Annotated in this window: 14 protein-coding genes; 2 read left to right on the top strand and 12 right to left on the bottom strand. The window is 38.4% G+C overall.

What is annotated here, in order from left to right:
- Positions 1–27: 27 nt before the first annotated feature.
- The 8 genes from FFX44_RS04790 to FFX44_RS04755 form a co-directional block, all read right to left on the bottom strand.
- A complete protein-coding gene (locus tag FFX44_RS04790) occupies positions 28–864 on the bottom strand; it encodes an energy-coupling factor transporter transmembrane component T (RefSeq protein ID WP_289978414.1) in 837 nt (278 codons plus the stop codon).
- Entirely contained in the window at positions 864–2,567 is a 1,704-nt protein-coding gene (locus tag FFX44_RS04785) for an ABC transporter ATP-binding protein (protein WP_289978411.1), read from the bottom strand. Before FFX44_RS04785 ends, FFX44_RS04790 begins: the two co-directional genes overlap by 1 nt.
- A gap of 1 nt (position 2,568) precedes the next feature.
- A complete protein-coding gene (locus FFX44_RS04780) occupies positions 2,569–3,126 on the bottom strand; it encodes an ECF-type riboflavin transporter substrate-binding protein (RefSeq protein ID WP_289978409.1) in 558 nt (185 codons plus the stop codon).
- Between the two features lie 363 nt (positions 3,127–3,489).
- Positions 3,490–4,425 (bottom strand): NAD(P)-dependent oxidoreductase, encoded by a 936-nt coding sequence (locus FFX44_RS04775; RefSeq protein ID WP_289978408.1) that lies wholly within the window; start codon positions 4,423–4,425, stop codon positions 3,490–3,492.
- A gap of 57 nt (positions 4,426–4,482) precedes the next feature.
- Positions 4,483–5,517 carry a zinc-binding alcohol dehydrogenase family protein gene (locus tag FFX44_RS04770; RefSeq protein ID WP_289978407.1) on the bottom strand — a complete coding sequence of 345 codons (1,035 nt, stop codon included), beginning with the start codon at positions 5,515–5,517 and terminating at the stop codon, positions 4,483–4,485.
- Between the two features lie 111 nt (positions 5,518–5,628).
- Positions 5,629–6,867: a cytosine deaminase gene (gene codA, locus FFX44_RS04765; RefSeq protein WP_289978406.1), complete on the bottom strand. Its 1,239-nt coding sequence runs from the start codon at positions 6,865–6,867 to the stop codon at positions 5,629–5,631.
- Positions 6,868–8,229, bottom strand: a complete 1,362-nt coding sequence (locus FFX44_RS04760; RefSeq protein WP_289978405.1) for a cytosine permease — start codon at positions 8,227–8,229, stop codon at positions 6,868–6,870.
- 433 nt (positions 8,230–8,662) lie between these two features.
- Complete coding sequence (locus FFX44_RS04755; RefSeq protein ID WP_289978402.1) at positions 8,663–10,072, bottom strand: amino acid permease; 1,410 nt, start codon at positions 10,070–10,072, stop codon at positions 8,663–8,665.
- Positions 10,073–10,563: 491 nt separating this feature from the next.
- On the opposite strand from FFX44_RS04755, the gene FFX44_RS04750 reads away from it, so the two are divergent.
- Together FFX44_RS04750 and FFX44_RS04745 are read left to right on the top strand one after the other, a co-directional pair.
- On the top strand, positions 10,564–10,764 hold the full coding sequence (locus FFX44_RS04750) for a hypothetical protein (protein ID WP_289978399.1): 201 nt from the start codon (positions 10,564–10,566) through the stop codon (positions 10,762–10,764).
- A 37-nt stretch (positions 10,765–10,801) separates the two neighbouring features.
- A complete protein-coding gene (locus FFX44_RS04745) occupies positions 10,802–11,023 on the top strand; it encodes a DUF2922 domain-containing protein (protein ID WP_289978398.1) in 222 nt (73 codons plus the stop codon).
- Between the two features lie 331 nt (positions 11,024–11,354).
- On the opposite strand, the gene FFX44_RS04740 is transcribed toward FFX44_RS04745, so the two are convergent.
- The 4 genes from FFX44_RS04740 to FFX44_RS04725 all read right to left on the bottom strand — a co-directional run bounded on the left by FFX44_RS04740 (position 11,355) and on the right by FFX44_RS04725 (position 16,976).
- Positions 11,355–12,128: a sulfite exporter TauE/SafE family protein gene (locus FFX44_RS04740; protein ID WP_289978397.1), complete on the bottom strand. Its 774-nt coding sequence runs from the start codon at positions 12,126–12,128 to the stop codon at positions 11,355–11,357.
- 71 nt (positions 12,129–12,199) lie between these two features.
- Positions 12,200–13,255 carry a diguanylate cyclase gene (locus FFX44_RS04735; RefSeq protein ID WP_289978396.1) on the bottom strand — a complete coding sequence of 352 codons (1,056 nt, stop codon included), beginning with the start codon at positions 13,253–13,255 and terminating at the stop codon, positions 12,200–12,202.
- Positions 13,256–13,432: 177 nt separating this feature from the next.
- Entirely contained in the window at positions 13,433–15,769 is a 2,337-nt protein-coding gene (locus FFX44_RS04730) for a carboxypeptidase regulatory-like domain-containing protein (protein WP_289978395.1), read from the bottom strand.
- A gap of 91 nt (positions 15,770–15,860) precedes the next feature.
- On the bottom strand, positions 15,861–16,976 hold the full coding sequence (locus tag FFX44_RS04725) for a GGDEF domain-containing protein (protein WP_289978394.1): 1,116 nt from the start codon (positions 16,974–16,976) through the stop codon (positions 15,861–15,863).
- Between the last annotated feature and the right edge of the window lie 232 nt (positions 16,977–17,208).

Here is a 17,208-nt window from a genome sequence, read left to right as displayed (position 1 = left end):
TTACAATATCTCCAACACAATTCAAAATTACTTAAATGGATTCCAAAAACGTCCATTATTGACTTTAAATAATGTGATTCCGATGATTACAATTAAAAGAATCAAAAAAAGTGCTAGATAATCCGCCATTTTGAAGCGGCGTGCCATATACCATGTGCGTTTGTTATGCCTTCCAAAACGTCTTAACGACATTGCCTGACTAACAGTCTCAATTCGATCCAAGCTAGTAAAAATTAACGGCAAAATAATCTGAATCGCACCCTTTGCCCGTGTCATCAGATTCGCCTTCTTAGAAATCTCATAACCACGTGCCTGCTGTGCTAAGCTGATAGTCCGGTAATCCCGCTGAACATCTGGGATATATCTTAACGTAATTTCCACTGAATAGCTGATTCGATAAGAGATTCCAATCTTATTAAGACTTGCTGCAAACTCGCTTGGTTCGGTAGTCAATAAGAAGACCAAGGCGAGTGGCACAGCAAAAGTGTACTTTAGCATCACATTGAAGAGATAGAGCAGTTCTTCCCAAGACAAGTTAAAAAAATGATTTGGGTCTCCAAATATCATGTGCTGGCTCCCATAAATGGACATTCCATAACTTGGTGAGAAAACATACACTAAAATAATATTGAAAATTGCAAAGGCTATGATTACCTTCAAAATAAAAGAAATCTCGCTGAATTTTATTTTTGATTTCCAAAATAAAATTACTGAAAACAAAAAGATACCTAAAAGAAACCGTGTATCAAAAGTCAGCATTCCAATGATCGATAAGCTGACAAAGCCAATTAATTTGGTGCTGCCACTCAAGCGATGCAAGAATGTATCCCGTTCGTTGTAACCGACAAAGAGATTTTTTGCCATTATCTTGCCCGCCTTTCTGATTCAATGAATTTTGCGACAAAATCATCTGCAGACGGCAATCCAAAGCGCTGAGCCAGTGTATACAGACTCGTTTTTGCAAGGGACGCGCGCTGCAATACATCAGCATTAGTCAAGACCTTGGCTGGTATATCATCCATAATAACATGACCAGCATCCAAGACAATTGTCCGCATAGTGTACTCAAGCATTAGATGCATGTCATGGGTAATCAGAATAATTGTCAGATCCTTATCTGCACAGACCTTCTCCAAAAAACTCATTATTTCAGTATAGTGTCTGAAATCCTGACCGGCAGTTGGCTCGTCAAGAATCAGCATCTCTGGATCAAGTACAAGAATTGATGCGATTGTAACTCGTTTCTTCTGTCCAAAGCTGAGCGCCGATATTGGCCAGTGCCGCATCTCATACAGACCACAGATTTTCAAAATTTTATTGACACGCCCCTGAATTTCTTTGCTTGCTATCTGGCGCAATACTAGCCCAGAAGAAACCTCTTCAAAAACAGTTGTCTTAGAAATCATTTGGTTAGGATCCTGCAGAATATATCCAATTTTTTCAGCCCGTTCTTTGACAGACAGTTCAGCCATATCTTCTCCGGCAAATAATATTTTGCCATTAGTTGGCGTCAAGAAACCTGTAATCAAGCTACTTAGCGTCGACTTACCTGTACCATTCTGACCTACAAGGCTGATCATTTCACCTCGATGAACAACCAGATTCACATTATCAATCACATTCTTGCCATCATCATAGGCGAATTTTATGTTCTGCAGCTCCAACAAGTTTGACTTTTTCTCATCTGCCTGATTCAACTTAACATCTCTCGTCCATGACTTTAAACTCTTAGCAATTGCAGGATTTGTTATTGTTTCAGCATGACTAATTTGTTGACAATCTGCTATTGCAATCCCAGCACGTCTTAGAACACTCAAGTATAGCGGTTCTCTTAGTCCAAGCTCAATAATTTTTTCAGATACAAGGATTCTATCTGGTTTATCATTTGCGACAATCTCACCATCTTGCAATACTACAAGTCGATCAATATTGGCATGCAAGGCCTCTTCAATTCGATGTTCAATAATTACTACCGTCAAATTCTGCTTTGTTGCCAAATCATTGATTAGTTCCATTGAAGCAAGTCCAGCTGCCGGATCAAGACTAGCGAGTGGTTCATCAAATAATAAAATTCGACTTTCATCAATCAAGACGCCGCCCATTGCAACTCGCTGTTTCTGTCCACCAGAGATTTCTTGCGGTGAGTTCTTCAACAGTTCATTTAGTTGCAGCGTTTTTGCCCACTTGGTAACCGCACTTCGCATTTCAGCTTGTGGTACCTGATCATTTTCAAGTGAAAACGCCATGTCTTCAGCAACAGTTAAGCCAACAAACTGGCTGTCAGAATCTTGCAGGACAGTTCCAACATCAAAAGATAAATCAAATAATGAACTGTCCGCAACCTCCTTGCCATTCACAATACATGACCCGCTGATCGTCCCCGGATAAGCATGTGGAATCAGTCCATTGATGACACGACCCAACGTTGACTTGCCAGAGCCTGATGCACCGGCTATCAAGACTTTCTCACCAGGATAAATATCAAGATCAATATGTTTCAATGTATCTTCAGCCTGCGAATCATATTTGAATGAGAAATCCTTGAAACTAATTAGTGGTTCTGCCATCTCACTTTTCCTTCTTCAAGCTGCCACGTTTTGTTCTTGTTTTTGCATATAATATCAAAAGAATTGTCCCAATAATTGCAACAGAAGCACTGTTCAACAACCAAGTTACAACTCCTTGAAGATATACCTTACTTGCTGGTTCATGATAAATCAAAATATCACCCGTTGGAGCAAGCAAAACCCAACCAATAAAATTAACTACAATCTGGTATACATTAAAAAGAACTAATTTAGCAGCTGAGATCTTGCCACTTTGGATGTCTAATTGACGCTTGAATAACCCAAAAGCTACCCCAACCAAACCATCAACGATGACCCATGTCCACCAAGGCGAACCATAAGTAACAAAGTCATTTAAAGAATGGCCGATAAACATCGCTAATCCAGCCGCAACTGGTCCATAGATTGCAGCTAATAATGGCAAGAACCCTTCAGCTACATTCACCTGTGTATTTGAAATACCTGTTGGAATGGCAATGAACTTCATTAAGACAAAGATAATTGCAGCACCAATCCCTGTAGCTACAACGGTTTGAACAGACCTATTCTTGTTTGACATTAGTAATACATCTCCTTAATTAATAAATTATTTATTGCTCTTAAAATCGACTGCAATAAAAAAAGCACCCCTTCAATGAAAGGGCGCTCAAGCGCGGTACCACCAATCTTCAGACCATACTGGTCCCTTATAATATCTAAGATATCAATCAATAACGGTTTTAACCGGATAATGGCTTATTACTGATCAACTCACCATCTCAGACTTCTAAAGAACCATATTCGCCTCCAGACCTGCATCGCTTCTCAGCTACCGCGACTCTCTTGTGAAAATCCGAAGATTACTCATTCTCTCACAGTCAATATTAAGAATTCAATGATGTAATTTTACAATAAATAATTAGTAAAATCAATAATGATTACTCTAATAACCTGCATCCAGATCAACTAAATTGTGTAATTGCTCGTCTGCTAAGTACCTCTCAAGATTATCATCAAATAAAGGAAGAAGCTCCTCCTTAAAATGTGCCATTAAACCTGAAATATGAGGTGTTGATATAATTTTAGGCGAATGCCACAGTGGTGAATCCTGCTTGAGCGGTTCTTCTTCAAAGACATCCAGATATGCACTCTTAATATAGTCATCAGCTAATAGGTGTTCTAAATCAGAGGTAACCACTGAGGTTCCGCGACCAACATTAATGAAAGAGTATCCTGGATTAATTTTCTTCAAACTGTCTTTATTAAAAAATCTATTGGTAGATTTGGTTCCAGGAAGAATATTGATAACATATGCAGCATCATACTTATCCTTAGTCGCTTCAAATTCATCCATTCTGATAATCTCATCGAAATCAGCTGCCAATTGAGTATCTGCGCCGTGACGATTGACACCAATTGTTTTCATCTCAAAGAAATGGCAGTAGCGTGCGATCTCCTTGCCAATATTACCTGTTCCAAAAATCAGCACAGTCTGTTCAGAAGTCTCATAGACCTCTGGCTCATCCCACATTCCTGGATTCTTGATAACAGGTCTTAATCCACGATTTTCAATCAGCAAATATGCCGCAACAGTCTCGGCAATATAACGTGAATGTAGGCCAGAAGCAGTTGTCAGCTTAATCTTGCGTTTTGCAAACTCTTCTAGTGGAAAATAATCGACACCAGCCGACTTTGCTTGAACCCACTTGAGTTTCTTGCTTTTAAGCAATTCATCCGCTTGAGATACTTTCCATCCCAGAATAATTTCCGCGTCCAGATAATCGCCTGGGTCTGTTGTAAATTCAACAGTTGGATACTTAGTCCTCAGTTGTTCCACCTGTGTATCTTTTAAGTTCACAAGTATAAGTGCCTTTTTCATTAAGAATCCCTCCAAAATTATGATAGAGAAAATATGACTTCATGTGATATAGCTCCATTAATTGCAGATAACAATCTTGCCAATCGTGCGATTAGTCTCAATCATCTTATGTGCCTTGCGCAAGGTTGCGGCATTGACTGTATGCAACACTTCCGTCACGGTCGATTTGAGGACACCATCATTCAGCATTGTTGAAATCCGTTCAAGAATCTCATGCTGCGAGATCATCTCCGGCAGCTGGTAGAAAGACTTGGTATACATCCATTCCCATGAAAAAGTGACACTTTTAGGTTTCAATAACCCCAGATCAAGTGGTGCTTGGTTGCCTGTGATTGAAGTAATTCGTCCATTAGGCTTAATCATTTCTGCCATCTCTGCCCAATGTCCATCGATATCGCTAAGCTGCAAGATATAATCAACCCCAGCAATTCCCTTTGCTTTTAACTGAGTTGGCATGTCAACTCTGTGATTAATCGTATCAGCTGCACCATGTGCCAATGTCCAGTGAATTGTCTCTTCTCTCGATGCGGTTGCAATAACCTTAAGTCCTGCCCAAGCAGCAAGTTGGGTAGCAATCGACCCCACTCCACCGGCACCATTGATGATCAGAATCATTTTCTTTGCATTTTCAATTCTATTAGTTCTTGATATCTGAAGCTTCTCAAATAATGCTTCCCAAGCCGTTAATGAGGTTAGCGGCATCGCAACACTTTGCTGCTGGGTCAACTTCCTTGGTGCAAGTGCAACGAGGCGTTCATCAATCAGCTGATATTCTGCATTAGACCCTGGACGATCAACTGCACCAGCATAGAAGACACGCTCTCCCTTTTCGAACAAACGAACTTCACCACCGCAATCAACAACTTCACCAAGCGCATCCCAACCAAGAATTTTCGGATGACTCTCATCCAGCTGTTCCTTTTCATTCTTACGAATACTAATATCAACTGGGTTCACTGCAATTGCCTCTATCTTAACTAACAAGTCGCGACCATTAGGCGTTGGTTTGATTGTCTTGAAATCAAACAAGCTTTTTTCGTCAGATATCGGCAAATGCTCTGTGTATCCAACGGCATTCATCATTTCAACCATAATTATCTGCACTTCCTTTTCAGTAACTATACCCTTATATTGCAACTTTACTTACAATTTAGCAACTTTAACTGGCTGCTTTCTGCGCAAATAACAATCTAAATTATTCAATTATTTTAGAAACAGCTCAGTTTGTGCCGGAACAGTCTTGGCTAAAACTTTCCCACCTCTGATATTGTAGAGAACCTCTGCGTGTTTGTTCAATACATTGTAAAAGTCTGCTCCATTTAACAAAATACAATTTGCTGGCAAACCAACTTTGATTCCATACTTTTCACTAATATTCAGAGTCTTAGCTGCATTATAGGTCACATAATTATATGAAGATTGCAACTGCTCATACCCCATTAACTGTGCGGCATAGACACCCATATGGACTGGGTCCAACATGTTCCCATTGCCTAAGGGACTCCAAGGATCCTGCACATCATCTTCACCAAAAGACACGTTGATTCCCGCTTCTGACAATTCCTTGACACGTGTTAGTCCACGCCGCTTAGGATATGTATCAAAGCGTCCGCCTAAGTGCATGTTAACCAGTGGATTAGAGACAAAATTCATTTCTGCCATCTTCAATAACCTGAATAACTTATAGGTATATGCATCGTTGTATGAACCCATGGCTGTTGTATGACTTGCTGTCACACGATTCTTCAATCCTGACTCATACGCCAAGGTTGCAAGAACTTCAAGATTCCGTGTCGCGGGATCATCGATCTCATCACAATGGACGTCAACCAATGTATCATATTTTTCTGCCAAGCCGACCAGATACTTGAGTGAATCGGCACCATAAAAATGATTGAATTCATAATGCGGAATCCCACCGACAACATCTGCACCTTCCTTGAGAGCTTGCTCCAATAGTTCCTTACCATTTGGAAATGACAGAATACCCTCTTGCGGGAAGGCCACCAATTGTAAGTTAACAACATCTTTTAACTCTTCTCTAAGCTCCAATAATGCTTGTAGGGCAATCAAGTTAGGGTCTGTCGTATCCACATGGCTGCGAACAAATTGAATTCCAAATTTAATCTGCTGATAGATTGTTTTGCGCGCACGTTCCTTAACATCTCGAATGGTTAAGCTCTTTTTGCGCTCCGACCAGATTCTAATTCCATCAAAGAGAGTACCTGTCTGATTCCATTCCGGCTGCCCCGCTGTCAGAGTTGCATCTAGATGGATATGCGAATCAATAAAGGGAGGCAACAATAAATGACCTCCGCCATCAAGCACCTCTTCTCCTGCCTTTGGCTGTAATTTGGCTGCAATCGCTGCAAATTTACCATCTTCAATCCGGATACTTTTCAATTCCTGCTGATTGTCAATATGAACATTGCTGATTAGCATCTAATCTCTCCTTTTCTCCATAAATTTCATCAAAATATAATATAATACCGCACTAAGCAGCATATCAATAAATGTTGCCCCAACTGTGATGTTTAAAAAAGTAATTTTTTGTAAAACAAAGAAGAAGGCTGCACCGATTATCCATGTGATAACCGCAAGCCAGTTAATCCCGCCATGATACCAGTATCTTCCATTTTGCTTTGTTAATTCATCTACTTGATATTCTTTTTTCTTCAAAATATAAAAATCTACTATGATAATGCTGATGATCGGACCAAGCACCATTCCGATATAATCAAGAAAAACAGTGAAGGCATCTAAGAAACTACCCAAAATCATTGGGATAAAAGTCACAATCGTAGCCAGTAAAGCAACAATCCAGAGGGAAATCTTCAAACTCAACTTTGGAAAAACATTTGAAAGAGCCGAACCTGCGGCCATCAAATTAACAGCATTTGCAGTCATACTGGTTAAAATAATAACAAGCAGCGCAATGATTCCCAGACCCAATTTACTTGCTATTGTGCTGGGATCAGAGTTATTCGGGTCATATGCACCTGAAGCAACTGCAATGCTGATTGTTGCAACCAAACCAATAAATGCAAACCATAGAACCCCAATTAATGCACCTGCAAAAGGAATTGTGGTTGAACCGCTCTTCTTCTTCGTAAAACGAGTAAAATCAGCACCAGCAGTTACCCAAGCAAGGTTGAAAGCTGCGACTGTATCGATTGCTGCACCAATGTTCATCTTGAGCTTACTTGGCACATGCCATGCAGCAATCTGATCAAGTGACACCGTCTTAAATACAACGATTGATTCCCAAAATACAAAAATAAATACTAGAACTATCCCAATCCGTTCAATCAATTGAACAGAGCGTGAACCACTTGCAATACTGATAATATGTAGAACGCTCATTACTGCAATTCCTAGGAACATCCCGATATTGCCACCAGAGTGCCCAAATAATGGCAAGCCCATTAGATCATGTAAGAGATAACTAACCGATGTAGCAGCAATAAAAGTATTGACCGCAGTCCATCCAATAAATTGTGTAAAATTAATCAATGATGGCAAGAAGCTTCCCCGAATTCCAAACGAGGCCCGACTGATACCCATTGTTGAAACACCCGTCTTGTAACCTATGAAACCAATCAATGATAAGAAAAGATACGATAAAGCCGATGAGAACACCAAAACATTTATTGCAGCAAAAAAGCCGCACGCTGCAAGAACTCCCCCAATATACCACGTACCATTATTAGCATTTGCACCCACCCATGTTGCAAACATATCCCAAGATGATGTCCGGCGTTCCTCAATGGAAACACTTAAAAGCTTTTCTTTATTATTGTTCATTTGATTCTCGCTCCCCTTCTTAATTTCCTAACAACAAAGTATATTATAATATTACTAATTAGAGAAGAAGTTCTTGCTGTATATTCTTTTATTTCTTTTTTAGATTGAAATTTGCACTCATTATCTAAGAATGGGGCTGGATCAAAAGTTAAATTTTGATTCAGTTCTCTATTTATTCCGTATAAACGTGTTTCATAAGTCAAAACTCTCCGTCTAACTTCGAATTACTCATAGCAAAGTGTCTGCTATGTTCGTAATTTCGAGTTAGTACTCAAATTTTCCCAACTTATGGCACACTCCCTTATGGAAAATCCTTGGATGGAGTCAAACAAAAGAGCTAGACCAAAATGTTTCCTTTGGTCCAACCCTCTCATGAAATATTAAAATTTATGTTAACGTGCTGTTGTTTTTGTTTATCCTAATCTTAATTATGTTAATTCATTAATGAATGTTTGCGACCGTATGTGAAGTAAAGAACCATCCCAATTGCAAACCAGACAAGGAACCTTAACCAAGTTTCCCAGTTTAGTCCGGCAACCAAAACTAAACAGAAAATAATAGCAATAATTGGAGTTACAGGAACACCTGGTGCACGGAACCCACGATGAAGATCTGGTTGTGACTTACGCATCCAGAGAACACCTGCAGAAACTAAAATAAAGGCTGTCAAGGTACCAATATTTACAAGTTCTGATAAAATATTCAGGTTGATTAATCCACCTGCAATGGCTGTAATAATGCCGAAGAACCAAGTTCCCTTGAATGGTGTCTTATACTTCTCATTAACTTCACCGAAAAACTTAGGAAATAATCCATCACGCGACATTGAATAAGTAATTCTTGATTGACCATAAAGTTGAACTAAAATAACAGTTGTCATACCTAGAATTGCACCGATACTTACAATAATTGATAACCATGTCTGACCCGTTGAAGCAAGTACCGCCAAGATGGGAGCATTCAGATATTTACTGAATACAGTGTATTTAACAACACCTGTCATGATTAACGTCATGATAATATAGAGTACCGTAGAAATCAAAAGTGAAATCAAAATACCACGTGGCAACGTCTTGCTTGGATTGATTGTTTCTTCAGCACTTGAAGCAACAGAATCAAAACCAATAAAGGCGAAGAACACAATTGATGCTGCCGGAATAATCCCGGCTTTCGCGCCAGCATGTGTTGAGAACCAGCCATAAGGTGAGAATGGTACCCAATTATGTGGCTTGATATACCAAACGGTACATACAATAAACAATACAATAACAGCAAGCTTCAGAATAACCATTGTATCATTAACACGCTTGGTTGAATTAATCCCAATCGAGATAATCCAAGTAATTAAGATAACGATTAGGAATGCTGGCAAATTGAATAATGTATTGACACCAGGTGTTGTCCCAGCGGCTGCAGTAAGAACGGTCGGTATGTGAATCCCCATATTGTCCAAGAGGTTAACAAAATACCCAGACCACCCAACTGAAACCGTCGCGGCACCTAATGCATATTCCAAAATCAAATCCCAACCAATGATAAAAGCAACAATTTCACCAAATGCTACATAGGAATATGTATAAGCCGAACCAGCAACGGGAGCAATTGATGCAAATTCTGCATAGCACAGACCAGCAAATCCACAACAGATAGCGGCAATTAAAAATGATAAAGACAATGCAGGACCAGCTGTTAAAGCACCCTTACCTGTTAAAACAAAAATCCCTGTACCAATAATAGCGCCAATTCCTAGAAATGTCAGATCCACAGTGCGCAGTGTACGTCTAAGAGGAGTTACCCCACTTGTAAGCTCTGCTACACTTTTCTTTCTAAAAACACTACTCATACAAACATCACCTTTCATTTGATGTATTAATGATTTTATAATCATATTCTTAGAATGTCAATTTTATCGCTATATTTCATGTCCGCTTTTGTAACATGATTCTGCTGATTTGAACTTTTTTTCTTGCTTTCAAAAGTTAACTGTACTATTTTTATGTATTTTCTTAATGTAAGCGCAATATTGTTTAGTTTCAAGAAAACTAATTTTATTTTTTTAAACTACTTTAATCTCTATTTTTTCAACAATCTAGAATGCTCTTCTAACGAACTGAGTCATAAATCGGATTTTAAATTCAGTCTCATTATTAATTCCGAATAAACATACTCCATGGGTCAGAATTCTCTAGGTAACTGTGGATTATTCATAGCAAAACACACTCTAAGTTCGGATTCTCAAAAAAATAAAATCAGGTTAACATTTTTAGTTTTGCTTTCGTTTGTATAAGTGTAAGCAGCTGCAGCACTTACAAAATAAAACTGGAGGTGTTTTACATGAGTAAAGCATGGGTTAAATCAAGTATCGCAACAACAGGTGTCAGTGCAGATGGCTCAGAAATTAAGCATTCTTTTAATAATCTTAAAGACGGTTTAACAGAAGCGAACATTATTGCTTTCACCGCAATCTTAAATACTTTGCTGGCTGATGAGATCTCAGAAACAAAGCTTACCACCATTGAAAAAGTTGCAAAATAACTTCAAAGGTACTAAATAAAAATTAGGAGGAATTCAAATGAAACAATTAGACATGGTTTTTGGCAGTCAATCTGGTAAAACAAAGAATCACTTCCGTCTTAGTTATGCAAATAGCGATCTGAACAAAGAAGTCATTCAAAAAGCAATGACAGATTTAGCTGAACTTGGGATTTTTATCAATAAGACTGGTGAACAACTCTATACGACACCAATCTCTGCAAAATATGTAGAAACAACGAATACACCGATTTTCGAATAATTAGGTAAAACCTGACATATAGGAATATTACAAAATAAAACATCACAGTAAGAAAATGAAAAGTCTTCTTACTGTGATGTTTTGTTTTAATTAAATTTAGAATGCTACACTAAATTCAGACCATTCTATTTTGTTCAATTCATTAATAATTTTTGCACTTTGAAATTCAATTGATGAAACATTTCCGTTGATATCTGAAATCAAATACGGGTCATACCTCTTTCAGACCTAGTGAACGATATTTCTCAATAATAATTGAATACCTTCTTTTTTCAATCATGTGTTACTCATAATTAATGCTCCAATTCACCTGTTGGCACTCTCACTTAACCTAATACGCAGCAAGCAACAAATAAGCAGCAAGTCCAAAGGCGGCAAAAGCAATTAGAATCCGCAACAAATGAATATTGACATGCCTCACAATAATCGGTCCTACATAACCACCAGCAAGCAATCCTATACCCATTGGAATCACATAGTGCCATGCAATATGTGACTTAAAGATAAAGATGCATGTTGCAGTTAAATTCCCGACAAAAGTTATTACGTTCTTCATTGCATTTACAATATGAAATTCTTCATCTGTAATTGCCGAGAGAATTGCAAGGAATAACACACCGCCGGCTGCTCCAAAATAACCAGTGTATCCCCCAACTAGAACTATACAAATTGCACTAATAATCAGCTTCCATGTACCTTGTAAGTTCTTACTTCCAGCCAGACTACTACCATCAATCGCTTTCTTCTTACGACTAGACAGCAACAAAAGAACTCCCGCACCAAAAATAAAAAATGGCACAACTTTCTCAAACGATGCAGATGGCAAATGCAACAGTAAGTAGCTTCCACCCACACTTCCAATCAGCGACAAAACAATAAAGAATGATAATTTCTTCCAGTGTCCCTTCAATTCCTTGGATGAAGAGATTAGTGAACCAATTCCCGAAAAAATCAATGCGGTTGTATTAGTAACATTGGCAATTACCGGAGGAACGCCTACTATTAACAGCGCTGGATAAGATACTAATGATGCTAATCCTGCCACAGACTGCAGTAAACCGGCAAGAAAACCGGCAATTACTAGAAATATAATAATCCAAAACATAATTACTTTACACCTTTCTCTCTTACAATTATGAATCTTTACCACTTATGGCCTGAATCTCAGAAGATGTACTATTGCGCAGAATCAGAAACCATGCTTCGTAAACTAAGGCTGTCCCCTATATTATTAGTAACAACACGTCCTTTTCCTTCTCTCTTAGCTTGGTAAAGTGCATCATCAGCAGCTCTCACAGCGGCATAGATTGAGTCAAATTTACGTGCATCTGAAATACCCGCAGAACAAGAAACACGCATTTCTTTTCCTGAATTGGTTTTATACTTATCTGCCTGTAAGAAAATAATGAAGTCGTTTAACTTTATATGAGCCATTTCAACAGGTGTGTTCTTAATCAGAATACAAAATTCTTCACCGCCGAAGCGATAAACAGTTACATTAGTATCATTATTTCTTCGCATATAATTCACCAGCTTTTTCGCAAAACTCTCAAGAAACCTATTTCCCTCGTCATGTCCGAATTCATCATTGAACTTCTTAAAATTATCAAGATCCAGCATTGCAGCAAGATAATTCTTATCAGAAGATTCATCTATAGTATTCAAATTATTTCTGAATTCCCGATAATTATAAAGACCTGTCAATTTATCGTGAGCTTTCATGTACTCCAGCTCACTTATCCGATTTTTCTTCTGCTCGATTTCTCTAAAGAAAATATATGAAAACCAAATAATAAGCAGACATCCTAAAAACACCTTCAAAAACTTCGCCACAGTGTAAAAATGAATAGTAAAAGTCCCCGTAGCAGGGTTCATCGTCAATAAACTAATTAAAATCAAGGTCCCGCTGTACCGGTAAAGCTGAACAGTGAACGACTTATCTAAGAAAGCATTCATTGCCTGAAAGACAAACAACACAGCCACACAGCTCAGTACACAAAATAAAGGCGTAAATTCACCAATATTGTACAAAAATAAGTTGATCACAATCGGCGTGAACAAACCTGTGATCAATGCAAATTTACGAGAAATCATAAAGGTAGCAATGCTGATTGTATACTGAAAACAGATAAAGCCAACGGTATTGTATGTTATATATGCAATAAAATATTCCTGTACAACGAACAAAAAAAGCAATGCAGCATATTTGAAAAGTGAATGTACTTTCTGCATCTCTTCGCTTTCACTTAACACGCACAACTCATATATAAAGCCAACAATCGATGTAGGAATCAATACCATAACAAACAATACACTGAGCATATAAATTATCACAACCTTAATTTAATGTCTTAAAAGTATAAACTAACTTCAACTAAGTCAGAATTCAAAAACCAGATTACTACAAGCTTACCTGCTAAAGTCTGTACTTTCCTTAGCCAGCAGACCATCTACCTCAGTATCTTCACTATTTTGACCCACAGTAATATTTTCATAGCCCGTAACAAAACCATTGCTCATTAGCGCAACTGTGTAATCACCTGCAGGCAGACTAAGATGGTATTCGCCATTCTCATCAGTAACGCTGCTTGCTACAGGTTCACTTATCGTATTATCAGCACCCGCCCTAAAAGATAGCGACGCTCCAGCAATCTTCGCGCTTGTCACTGAATCCTTAATAACTCCATGAAGATTAGAAACATTCAAAGACAATTCAGTGTCATGCTTCAACCCTTCTGTATCAATATTACCGAGTACTGCATTCGCAGATTGGTACCCGCTTGCTGTAACCGTACTCTGATAATTACCACTTGGCAGTTCTAGCACATATTCGCCGTTAGCGTTGGAGACTGTCCTATAAGTAGCACCAGTCGCTTCATTGATCAAGGTTATTTGTGCATTCTGGATTCCCGTTTGCTTCGAAGCATCTAGTATACGACCACTGATACTAGTCTTGTCTGCGTTGACAATGTTTACGGTAAGTTGCCCCTTACTATTAACAAGATGTCCATTTGAAGAAGCATCCAAAAATGCAAGATTGGCACTCGTTTCAGGCACAGCCGCCGCATTCGCGACCACTTCATATACACCGCTTGCTAATTTTGTAACCGTGATTGGACCATTCTCGTTAAGAGTTAAGTCAGTGTTACCACTACTATAATCTGGCAAATACAGTATCTTTTTTTCTCCCGGAGCCAAAGTTATGTCGCTTACATTGTCTGCTGTAGCAGTATTTATCTGCATATCAGCCGTTTTAAAAATGGGAATATCATCTGCTGAACTATATGACCTTTCCAAAAATGGGCTCTCAATCTCATCACTATAATGACTACTTTGAGTCTCGTTCGCAGCAGCATCTACATTCTCACTAAAGCCTGAGCAAGCATTTATGTTGAGCAGTTCGCTTCCTGCCATTGAAATACTTGGGGCAGCTGTGACACCCAAGCTTAGGCTCAACGAATCTGTGCCACCAGACAAATTAACAGCGGCAGTATGACTAGCTGTTTTCGTCAGTTTGTCACCGTTGATTTGCAAATTTACGCTTGAAGTATACTCACCTGTGACATTTACACTGTGTTCCTTAACGGATTGCAAAGACTCATTTAGGGTTAACGGTACCGTAACGGATAAAAAAGGAAGATCAGTTGTGATCGTTGCAGTGCCGATATCATAATTTTGGGAATTTGTTCGACCTGCGCTAATACTCCCTTGAACTTTGGCAGTCGTCTTAAACGATGCTGCAATCTGCTTTGTCCCACTTGTGTTTGAATAATCAATCTTCAGGGATGGTGTCAGCCCTACTTCCACATTGAATGTGCTGCCTTGTCCATCATTGACTACTAGACTGTTCTCATTCTGATTGTCATTGCCATCATTATTGTTGCGACTTGCAACTTGTGTGTTGGGCGTGACTTTCACTGTACCAAAACTCCCATAACTTCCTGAATGAATTTCTTGAAAGATTGAAGTCATGGCTAGCGGTGTACCATTTAAAATTGTTTTGTTATTCTCATATTGAACACTGGTTACCTCAATAGCCACTGCTGTCAAATGATTCAGGCTCTCATCTGCAAGTACAATATCACCAACGTATACATTCTGTATTCCGTTGACAATAATGCTAGTGCTACTTGCCGAAGATATCTCAGATTCTGGAAAATAAATAACATTTGAATTAAGCTGCACATAACCGGAAGAAGATTCACTTTTGAATGTTCTTCCGAGTTCAATTACGCCATCATCATTGACAACACTCTTAGTAGCACCAGTTGTAATGCTGCCGAGCTGCATCCCATTCGAAGTGGTCAAAGTATAGTTTTGGTTACTTAATAAATGCACAAAAAAATCGCCTTCTCCATCCGTAGAAAGCCTAATCTCTTCAGTCGAGCTTTTAGCATATACAACTTGGTCGCTCAAAGCTGCCCCACTTTTCTGTGATAAAACACCAGCGATTGTTATGCGAGCACTGTTATCATCTACACTACTCGCCAATTTAGCCGGACTCGACAGTGCAGTACTACTTATAGCAGCCGTCGGTGTTTTTTCTTCTTGCAGTTTTGCTAACTTATTACTGTTCTGTAAAGCAAAAGAGGTTCCTTGCTTTTCCAAACCCTTTTTAGCCAGAATTGTTGAATTGTTAGCCTGTTTATTAGCGTTCGTTATCTGATTTGGCTTTTGGTTAGCCAGCAAGAGCGCAAAAAGCGAACCAAATAAGATAACTACTATCCCCAAACCCCATCTTTTCACTCGTTAATCCCCTTTTATTAAACCTTTAATTCTTTTTCATTATAATTGGAATAGTACTCATAACACAAGGTTAATTTAAACAAAACTATTATTAGATCTGGCAAGCAGGACAGATAACTTGCGCTCGTCCCGCTCTTTTTGCCAAGTACAAGGCCATATCTGCCTCTTTTACCGCCTGATCAATTTCATTAAATTCATTTGCTTCAGCAACACCGCCAGAGAATGTCACCGCAACTGCTTGTTTATCGTCTGTCAAAAAGTTTTTTGCACTAAGTTCTTCTTGGAACCGCAACATCAATGAAAAGCAATCTTCAATATTTCGGTCTTGGAATAAGATACAGAACTCTTCTCCGCCAAATCGATATACTTCAACATTCTTTGGGCAGTTCCTATTGAAAAAGATTTTTAAACTTGTTGAGAAGAACTTGATTACATTGTTGCCTTCCAAATGCCCAAAAGTATCATTAATTTGTTTAAAATTATCAATATCCAACATGACTACGACATGATGCTGTGGTTTTTCTTCCTTCTTACCAGTCACATAATCGGCAAAAGAATTATAATTTAAGAGATTAGTCAATCCATCATATGTGGCTTCATACCTAAGCTCTAGTATCTGGACTTCTTTGCGCTGCAATGCTGCAGAATAACCATAGACAAAGCTCAAAATAATAACAGATCCAATTAAAATTGGTACATAGACATCTGACGTACTTGTTCCAATAGTACTTCGCCACTGTGCACCTATCAAGACTGGTGACACAATATTGGCTATAACCAACGAAGTAGCATATTTCGAAAATAGGTCAATATCAACCAAAAAGTTAATCAGTTCACAAAAAATAATGGAAGCAACCATCAGTACGAAGACATACTGAATCGTCGCCGGAGAATATATTCCATTCACTAGTTCTACAAGCATTAGGACTGGCGGCATCAATGCAAAAGCAAGGTATCCTCTAATTCTACCATCAAGAAAAAAGGCGGTAATTCCAACCACATATTGGAAACATATAATTTCAAAATAGAAAAAAGTAAGGCTTTCCACCACAAAATAGAAAGTACCTAAGAAAAAATAGAAGATGATGTCGGCCCAGAGTTGATGCTCTAAGGAAACAACATATATTCTAAAGAAGTAGTACTTGCAGAATAAAAAACAGATTGTAATTAGCGGAGCGATGAAGCCCAAAATAAATATCTCTAGCATTTTATATTCAACCACCCAAAAATCCTTAAAAGTATTATGCAGTTAAAAAGCTAACACTCCATTAAGTTAGCTTCCATCTTATCTACTACACAACAAAAACTCAAACTTTATCTTCTCTACCTTTTATGCCTAGCCATTATAAATTTTATTCCGAAAACATTTTCTTGAAACCAATGCACCATTTTTGCAATTTATTTAAAAATAAAATACCAACATTGAAAAGGTAAACTTT

This window comes from Lactobacillus sp. UCMA15818, from assembly GCF_030400225.1.
Lineage (GTDB): Bacteria > Bacillota > Bacilli > Lactobacillales > Lactobacillaceae > Liquorilactobacillus.
The sequence above is the reverse complement of the archived record's forward strand: the minus strand, read 5'-3'. Positions and strand labels throughout refer to the sequence as shown.

Bases quoted from the DNA above. Each gene is read 5' to 3' on its own strand.
- FFX44_RS04775 (WP_289978408.1), bottom strand. From the start codon at position 4,425: ATGAAAAAGGCACTTATACTTGTGAACTTAAAAGATACACAGGTGGAA.
- FFX44_RS04760 (WP_289978405.1), bottom strand. From the start codon at position 8,229: ATGAACAATAATAAAGAAAAGCTTTTAAGTGTTTCCATTGAGGAACGC.
- FFX44_RS04750 (WP_289978399.1), top strand. From the start codon at position 10,564: ATGAGTAAAGCATGGGTTAAATCAAGTATCGCAACAACAGGTGTCAGT.
- FFX44_RS04790 (WP_289978414.1), bottom strand. From the start codon at position 864: ATGGCAAAAAATCTCTTTGTCGGTTACAACGAACGGGATACATTCTTG.
- FFX44_RS04740 (WP_289978397.1), bottom strand. From the start codon at position 12,128: ATGTTTTGGATTATTATATTTCTAGTAATTGCCGGTTTTCTTGCCGGT.
- FFX44_RS04755 (WP_289978402.1), bottom strand. From the start codon at position 10,072: ATGAGTAGTGTTTTTAGAAAGAAAAGTGTAGCAGAGCTTACAAGTGGG.
- FFX44_RS04725 (WP_289978394.1), bottom strand. From the start codon at position 16,976: ATGCTAGAGATATTTATTTTGGGCTTCATCGCTCCGCTAATTACAATC.
- FFX44_RS04770 (WP_289978407.1), bottom strand. From the start codon at position 5,517: ATGGTTGAAATGATGAATGCCGTTGGATACACAGAGCATTTGCCGATA.
- FFX44_RS04735 (WP_289978396.1), bottom strand. From the start codon at position 13,255: ATGCAGAAAGTACATTCACTTTTCAAATATGCTGCATTGCTTTTTTTG.
- FFX44_RS04785 (WP_289978411.1), bottom strand. From the start codon at position 2,567: ATGGCAGAACCACTAATTAGTTTCAAGGATTTCTCATTCAAATATGAT.
- FFX44_RS04780 (WP_289978409.1), bottom strand. From the start codon at position 3,126: ATGTCAAACAAGAATAGGTCTGTTCAAACCGTTGTAGCTACAGGGATT.
- codA (WP_289978406.1), bottom strand. From the start codon at position 6,867: ATGCTAATCAGCAATGTTCATATTGACAATCAGCAGGAATTGAAAAGT.
- FFX44_RS04745 (WP_289978398.1), top strand. From the start codon at position 10,802: ATGAAACAATTAGACATGGTTTTTGGCAGTCAATCTGGTAAAACAAAG.